Annotated in this window: 9 protein-coding genes; 1 reads left to right on the forward strand and 8 read right to left on the reverse strand. The window is 55.6% G+C overall.

The window, feature by feature from the left end; genetic code table 11:
- Positions 1-78 precede the first annotated feature (78 nt).
- Entirely contained in the window at positions 79-525 is a 447-nt protein-coding gene (locus tag RMS03_RS01380; protein WP_310625329.1) for an RNA-binding protein, read from the forward strand.
- Between the two features lie 71 nt (positions 526-596).
- Here the strand turns inward: RMS03_RS01380 and lptC are convergent, their stop codons facing one another.
- The 8 genes from lptC to rpmH form a co-directional block, all read right to left on the reverse strand.
- Entirely contained in the window at positions 597-1244 is a 648-nt protein-coding gene (gene lptC, locus RMS03_RS01385; protein WP_310625330.1) for an LPS export ABC transporter periplasmic protein LptC, read from the reverse strand.
- Positions 1241-1795 (reverse strand): HAD hydrolase family protein, encoded by a 555-nt coding sequence (locus RMS03_RS01390; protein WP_310625331.1) that lies wholly within the window; start codon positions 1793-1795, stop codon positions 1241-1243. Before RMS03_RS01390 ends, lptC begins: the two co-directional genes overlap by 4 nt.
- A complete protein-coding gene (locus tag RMS03_RS01395) occupies positions 1795-2808 on the reverse strand; it encodes a KpsF/GutQ family sugar-phosphate isomerase (protein ID WP_310625332.1) in 1014 nt (337 codons plus the stop codon). Before RMS03_RS01395 ends, RMS03_RS01390 begins: the two co-directional genes overlap by 1 nt.
- A gap of 26 nt (positions 2809-2834) precedes the next feature.
- Positions 2835-4286, reverse strand: coding sequence for a tRNA uridine-5-carboxymethylaminomethyl(34) synthesis GTPase MnmE (mnmE, locus tag RMS03_RS01400; protein ID WP_310625333.1), 1452 nt, complete (start codon positions 4284-4286; stop codon positions 2835-2837).
- Positions 4287-4356: 70 nt separating this feature from the next.
- Positions 4357-6063, reverse strand: a complete 1707-nt coding sequence (yidC, locus tag RMS03_RS01405) for a membrane protein insertase YidC (protein ID WP_310625334.1) — start codon at positions 6061-6063, stop codon at positions 4357-4359.
- Positions 6060-6323: a membrane protein insertion efficiency factor YidD gene (yidD, locus tag RMS03_RS01410; protein ID WP_310625335.1), complete on the reverse strand. Its 264-nt coding sequence runs from the start codon at positions 6321-6323 to the stop codon at positions 6060-6062. The genes yidC and yidD overlap by 4 nt, the downstream gene beginning before the upstream one ends.
- Positions 6320-6721 (reverse strand): ribonuclease P protein component, encoded by a 402-nt coding sequence (rnpA, locus tag RMS03_RS01415; RefSeq protein ID WP_310625336.1) that lies wholly within the window; start codon positions 6719-6721, stop codon positions 6320-6322. The genes yidD and rnpA overlap by 4 nt, the downstream gene beginning before the upstream one ends.
- Positions 6722-6760: 39 nt before the next feature.
- The gene (rpmH, locus tag RMS03_RS01420; RefSeq protein WP_005798102.1) at positions 6761-6895 is read right to left on the reverse strand and encodes a 50S ribosomal protein L34; all 135 of its coding nucleotides are present in this window, start codon (positions 6893-6895) and stop codon (positions 6761-6763) included.
- Between the last annotated feature and the right edge of the window lie 243 nt (positions 6896-7138).

Genomic DNA, 7138 nt, shown 5'->3' on the forward strand with positions numbered 1-7138 from the left:
CAAGGTTGTATTTGGTGATCGGTCAGTTTCGGTTCGGGACTCCATCGCTTTGTTTTTGTGTTTTAAGGAGTCCCTTTCATGGGCAACAAACTGTACGTCGGCAATTTGCCGTATTCGGTACGCGACAGCGATCTTGAGCAGTCTTTTGGACAGTTCGGTGCTGTGACTAGCGCCAAAGTCATGATGGAGCGCGACACTGGCCGCTCTAAAGGTTTTGGTTTCGTAGAAATGGCCAGCGATGCTGAGGCGCAAGCCGCCGTCGAAGGCATGAACGGTGCACCTTTGGGTGGTCGCAGCCTCGTGGTCAACGAAGCTCGTCCCATGGAGCCACGTCCTCCCCGCACTGGTGGTTTCGGTGGTGGTGGTGGTGGTGGTGGTGGTGGTGGCGGCTACGGCGGTGGCGGTCGTGAAGGCGGCGGCGGTTTCCGTAGTCCCTACGGCGGCGGCGGTGCTGGCGGTGCTGGCGGCGGTCGTCGTGAAGGCGGCGGCGGTCGCGGCGGCTTCGGTGGTGGCAGCAGCTACTGATCGATTTGCTTCACTGCACATCTAAAGGCTCCTTCGGGAGCCTTTTTCATGCCCGCTGACAATGCGCGTATTTATTTTTTGTTCTTAGGTGGTTGTAGTGTGCCTCGGACGCGCCCAATGAGTTGCATGACTCGGTCCAAATTGTCGTAGTCCATGCCGTCTGCGGTGAAGTGGTCCCCCGCACCACGAACCAAAACAACGGGCAAATGTGACCGCACCTGCTCGGTGTTGGCAAACAAATGCAAAAAGTCACTGTGCAACTCGCTACGTGGGGTGGCAACACCTTGCGCGTTGACGTTGGCCTCTCGGACAACTATCGCTTTGTCAAATAACTGCGCTTCTGAGCCGTCCGCATTGACAAGCCCGCGTACCGCGACAGCTGTGGTTATGCGACCTTCTGCGCCCAAGACTCGGATGCGTGGTTGGTCGATTTCTAAGGTATCGGTGTCTGGGTAGTGTCTGCCCTCAATGCCCAGCATTTCGCTTTTCAGTTTGCCATCGTCGCCAAACACTTTGACGGAGAAGTCACGCATAAAGTAATCTGGCACATGGCGCGGTGCGGCTTCGAGTTCAGCCTGCCCCATCACGGGCGTGTTGCGGACTAACCAATAAGTAGTCATGGCCATGAAGCCCATGAGTACCAAGGGCAGGTAAGCCGCCAAGCGATCCCACACGCGGCGCACGCGCAGCACAAGGGAGACCGGCGCGGCCGCACTCATACGGTGTAGCCTTGCAGTAACTCAGCATAACGGCCGCTAGCCACCAGCAAAAGATCACAGAATTCTCGTGCTGCGCCATGCCCCCCTTCGCGCTGCGTCACGTAGTGTGCCCGCGCTCTCACTTCAAGGTGCGCATTGCTCGGCGCACAAGCAAATGCAACGCGAGTCATGACCGCCAAGTCAGGCCAGTCATCGCCCATGTGCGCTGCTTGCGACCAACTTAAGCCCAGTTCGTTCAAGATGTGTTGGGCGGCGGGTGCTTTGTCTTCGGTTCCATACCGCACATGCGCAATGCCCAAGGCTTGCAGACGCACACGCAAGGGCGCACTGTCGCGACCGGTGATGACAGCAGGTGTGATGCCTGCTTTTTGTAACATCTTCAACCCGTGACCATCGAGTGTGGAAAAGCGTTTGATGGTTTCGCCATGCTCCGTGAACAACAAACCACCATCGGTAAGCACACCATCCACATCAAAGAAGGCGACACGCACACCTTGCGCGCGCAAAAGCAACACAGGGTCAAAGTTCAACGCAGGGGTAGAGGTGTTCATCAGATAACTTTCGCACGCATCAAGTCGTGGGTGTTGATCGCACCACACAAGACGCCTTGCTCATCCACCACCAAGACACTGGTGATGCGGTGCAACTCCATCAGCTCTGCGGCTTCTGCGGCCAATGCGCTGGCGCGCACGGTGCGCGGGTTGGCGTGCATGACTTGCTGGGCGGTGAGTTCACGCATGTCGGTGCCTGTTTCTATCAAACGACGCAAGTCGCCATCGGTGAAGATGCCCAAGACTTTTTGGTGCGTGTCTACGATGGCCGATGCACCCAAGCCTTTGGCGCTCATCTCGCGCATCAAGTCGCTGAAGTTGGCGGTTGGCAGCACGCCTGGTACGCCAGCACCGCTGCGCATGACATCACTCACGTGTGTGAGTAAGCGACGCCCCAAGGCACCGCCTGGGTGTGAGCGCGCAAAGTCTTCTTCCTTGAACCCGCGAGCGTCGAGCAAAGCCACCGCCAGCGCATCACCCATGGCCATTTGGGCGGTAGTGCTGGCGGTTGGCGCAAGGTTGAGTGGGCACGCCTCTTTGAGGACGCTCGTGTTAAGAACAATATCGGCATGCTTGGCCAGAGTGGACTGCGCCCCGCCAGTGAGGGCCACCAAGGGCACGCCTTGGCGCTTGAGCACCGGAAGGATGGCGGCGAGTTCATCGCTTTCGCCGCTATTGGAAATGGCAATCACCAGATCGGTGTCTTTGACCATGCCAAGATCGCCATGGCTGGCTTCCGCTGGATGCACAAACATGGCCGCCGTACCCGTCGATGCCAAGGTTGCGGTGATTTTGCGACCCACATGGCCGCTCTTGCCCATGCCCATCACCACCACACGACCAGTGACGTTAAGAATGGCCCGCACCGCTTGCACAAACGTAGACGACAAGCCCTCGCGCAAATGGCGCACGGCGTCTGCTTCGATGGTCAACGTGTCATGGGCGAGCTGCAAAATACGTTGCTCGTCCACTGATGCAACGGCGTTGTCGGCATGTACATGGGTTGGGGTCATGCCCTCATTTTATGGGTGAGGCGGGCTTATTTTCCGATGCAAAAGCTAGAGAAGATCACGCCGAGCAGGTCGTCTGAACTGAACTCGCCTGTGATGGTGTTGAGCGCGTTTTGACTCAGGCGAAGTTCTTCGGCCAATAAATCAAGCGCAGGCACATGCGCTTGCAAGTACGCGTTGGCTTGCATGAGGTGTGCATCGACCTCATGCAGGGCCTGCACATGGCGCTCACGGGCCATGAACAGGCCTTCTGTACCCCCGCCTCGCCAGCCCATCACATTCAGCAGCGCTTGCCGCAGGGCTGGTAGGCCTTCGCCCGTCTTCGCAGACAAGGTCAGCTGGGGCACCTGCGCTTGGTCCGCGTGTGGCGTATGCGTCTCTAACGGGGTGACGGCGATGCTTTGCGCATCGGCCTTGTTCCACAAGTGCAGCAGCAGGACATGTGAGGCCAGCTTGGATTTCAGGGTTTGTTCGATTTGTGCATCCGCCGCGGCATACGCGTGATCGGCTTTGCGCGTGAGATCGTGCAGGAACAGCACCGCATCCGCTTGACCGATTTGATCCCACGCACGGGCAATGCCGATGCGCTCGACTTCGTCCACATCTGGATGCTCACGCAGACCAGCGGTATCGACCACATGCAGGGGGACGCCTTCGATTTGAATGGTTTGCTGCACCACATCGCGCGTGGTGCCTGCGATAGGTGTGACGATGGCCAACTCGGCCCCCGCCAAGGCATTGAGCAGTGAGCTTTTGCCGGCGTTGGGTTGGCCAGCAATGACCACGCGAATGCCTTCGCGCAAGAGCGCCCCTTGCTTGGTTTGTGTCATCACGCGAGCAAGGTTTTGTTGCAAACGCGTGAGCTGACCTTGTGCGTCGGCTTGTTTCAAAAAATCAATGTCTTCTTCAGGAAAATCGAGCGTGGCCTCGACCAACATGCGCAAGTGGATGAGGGCATTGCGCAACTGATGAATTTCGTGTGAGAACGCACCCGCCAACGACCGACTGGCACCGCGTGCCGCGGCTTCGGTGCTGGCATCAATCAAGTCTGCAACGGCCTCGGCTTGCGCCAGATCGAGCTTATGGTTCAAGAACGCGCGTTGGGTAAATTCCCCCGGCTGGGCCAAGCGCAAACCGCCGAGTAATGCTTGCCCCGTTTCGTCACATGATGCAGCAACGCTGAGACACCGCGCCACGATCAGTTGCAGCACCACTGGCCCGCCATGAGCTTGTAGCTCCAACACATCTTCGCCGGTGTAACTGTTGGGGCCAGGAAAGTACAACGCAAGCACATGGTCTATCGGTGTGCCCGTCTCATCAAGCAATGGTAAATACGTGGCCTCACGCGGCTTCAAAGCTCGACCACATAGCGCCAGAACCACGGCGGCTAAATTTTTACCACTCACCCGAACGATGCCAACCGCACCTCGACCGGGTGCTGTGGCGATGGCAATGATGGGCGCGTCGTGTTGAGCAAGCATGGCTAGATTGTCCAGAAAAAACCCGCAGACCCTTCAAGGCGGCGGGCTTTTAGAGGCCAATGTGTTTGCGTTAGAACTTCGGCAGGTTGAATTGCGGTGGCACACCCATGCGGATGTTGATCAGCCATTGCTGGGCAATCGACAACACGTTGTTGGTGATCCAGTACAGCACCAAGCCCGCAGGGAAGAAGAAGAACATCACACTGAAGGCCAGCGGCATGATCCACATCATCTTGGCTTGCATTGGGTCTGGCGGTGCAGGATTTAATGCGGTTTGGAGTAATGTGGTCAGCGTCATGAACAAGGGCAGAATGAAAAACGGATCGGGTGCTGACAAATCGTGAATCCAACCCACCCACGGTGCGTTTCGAATTTCAACCGTTGAGAGTAAGACCCAATACAAGGCAATGAACACGGGAATTTGAAGCGCGATAGGAACGCAGCCGCCCATGGGGTTGACCTTTTCCTCGCGGTAAATTTTCATCATTTCCGTTTGCATCTGTTGCGGGTTGTCCTTGAGACGTTCGCGCATTTCCATGATGCGTGGGTTGATGGCTTTCATTTTGGCCATGCTTTGATAGGCATGTGCGTTCAACCAATAAAAAGCGGCTTTGAGCAAGACCACCAAGCTAACAATAGACCAGCCCCAGTTGCCCAAAATGTTGTTGAGTTTGTGGAGCAACCAAAACAGCGGTTTGGCGAGAATCGTCAACCAACCGTAGTCTTTAACCAACTCTAGGCCCGGGTAGAGGGCTTCTAGTTTTTTCTCTTCTTGCGGACCGACATAGAGCGTCGCTATAACGCTCTTGGTCTTCCCTGGTTGAATGGCTTCCAGTGGGGAAATCAATGTCACGCGATAACAGCAATCGGGCATGGCCGCGCCAATGTCCACCGCGTCGATCGAAATATCGCGGCTCATCCCGTTGGGCAAGATCCAGGCGCTGGCAAAGTAATGCTGCACCATCGCGACATAGCCCGTGCTTGAGTTCTTTTCAACATCCACTTTTTTCTTTTTGATGTCAGCAAACTCCACCTTTTGGTATTTCTTGGCCTCGGTGTAAATCGCGGGGCCAGTAAAGGTGGAATAGAAAGAAGATTCGCCCGCAGGTTTGTTGCCGTCGCGAACCAATTGAAAGTAAAGTTGTGGCGCCACGTCTTGTGCGCCGGTGTTCACAATGTCTTGCTTGACCGTCATGTCATACGCACCGCGCTTAACCGTGTAAGTCTTGAGCAGTTTGACACCAGCTTGTGCGGTCGATTCAAATGTAATCGCCAAGGTGTTGTCGCCATCTTTGAGTTTGCGCGGACCAGGATGAACAGACATCACGGTTTTGTGTGTAGGCAAGGCAAAGCCTGGCGTGCTAGAAATCAAGCCGGTTTGCGCGGTGTAAATGCGGTCTTTGCTGTCGTCCAACAAAACCACGTTGCTGCCAAGTTTGTGTTCGTCTGCATGCTTCAACAATTCCACGCGAACCAGCGTGCCGCCTTCGGTATCAAAACTGAGCTTCGCGACGTCTGTTTCTATTTGAACCAGCGCTTTGGTCGTCGCACGCGTTTCAACGACGGGTACCGCAACGGTCCCCGGCACAACAACGGGTGCAGGCACGCCCGCGGCTTGCGATGCGGCAAAGGCAGCTACGCCTGAAGGGGTGGATTGCTGCGCAGGGGTTGGAAAAAATGTTGCTTTATTCCCGTTATGAACTTGCCATTGGTCCCACAAAAGAACCATAGAGAAACCAAAGATCACCCACAAAATGGTGCGGCGAATGTCATTCATGAAGTTTTCTTTCCGGTGTTGGAAGAGGTCAAAGAGGTAAATAAGGCGGGTGGCACAGGATCGTGCCCGCCTGCGCACCAAGGATGGCAACGGGCCAAACGGTGCAAAGTCAGATAGGTGCCACGTGCAGCGCCGTGAAGTTTTAAGACATCGAGTGAATACGCTGAACATGTCGGCTCAAATCGACATGTGGAGCCGAGCCACGGACTGAGTAGCAAGCGATAACCTTGCACCAGCGTCATTAAAAGCGACTGTGTCATGTCGCACTCACGTGACGAAACAATTGCTGTAACTCTTCACGAACCGTTTGTTTGAGTACTTCCGAGGAGGCGCTTACAAAGGCTTGAGGGTTGAACGGCGCTCGCAATCGAACCACATAGGCTGTTGGTTTCAACCCGTTTTCAAATTCGCGTGAGACCGCGTGAATTTGGCGTCGAATCAAATTGCGTGCAACCGCGCGCTTGGCCCATCGCTTCGGCGTGAGCGCACCTACGGCTAAAACACCATCGACAAACCGGACCGCGGCCTTTTCAAGCTCAGACCCTGTAGCGGTTTTGGCAGGATGCTGCCACTGGTGCAACACAAAATGCGGTGTACGTGCCACCGAACCAGCCGACATAACGGCTTGAAACTCTGACCACTGTTTCAGACGTTCCACGGCGCTAGGTGTCGCGGGCCTCTGTTGAGTGGTCAAAAATTAGACGGCCAGGCGCTTGCGGCCTTTGGCGCGACGTGCATTGATGACAGCACGGCCACCACGTGTTTTCATACGGACCAAAAATCCATGGGTACGTGCGCGGCGAGTTTTAGAAGGCTGGTAAGTGCGTTTCATGATTTTTCCAAAAAGCTTAGCCCTGACAGTTCAGGGAAACCAACGATTATCTCAAACTTTTGAGACACTTTCAGACTTTTATCCCACCTCTGTTTTGCTTTGCTTTGGCGGATTCAAGGACGAAGTGCAACAAAGATGAACTGGTTATAGGTGGCTGAGGATGCGAGAGCATCATGGCCGCTTTAACCGCCAAGTCGAAGTTGCCCAATGTACAAGCACCTCAGCCGAGAAGAACGATACCAA

This window comes from Limnohabitans sp. (assembly GCF_031538885.1).
In the GTDB taxonomy this organism is placed as follows: Bacteria; Pseudomonadota; Gammaproteobacteria; order Burkholderiales; family Burkholderiaceae_C; genus Limnohabitans.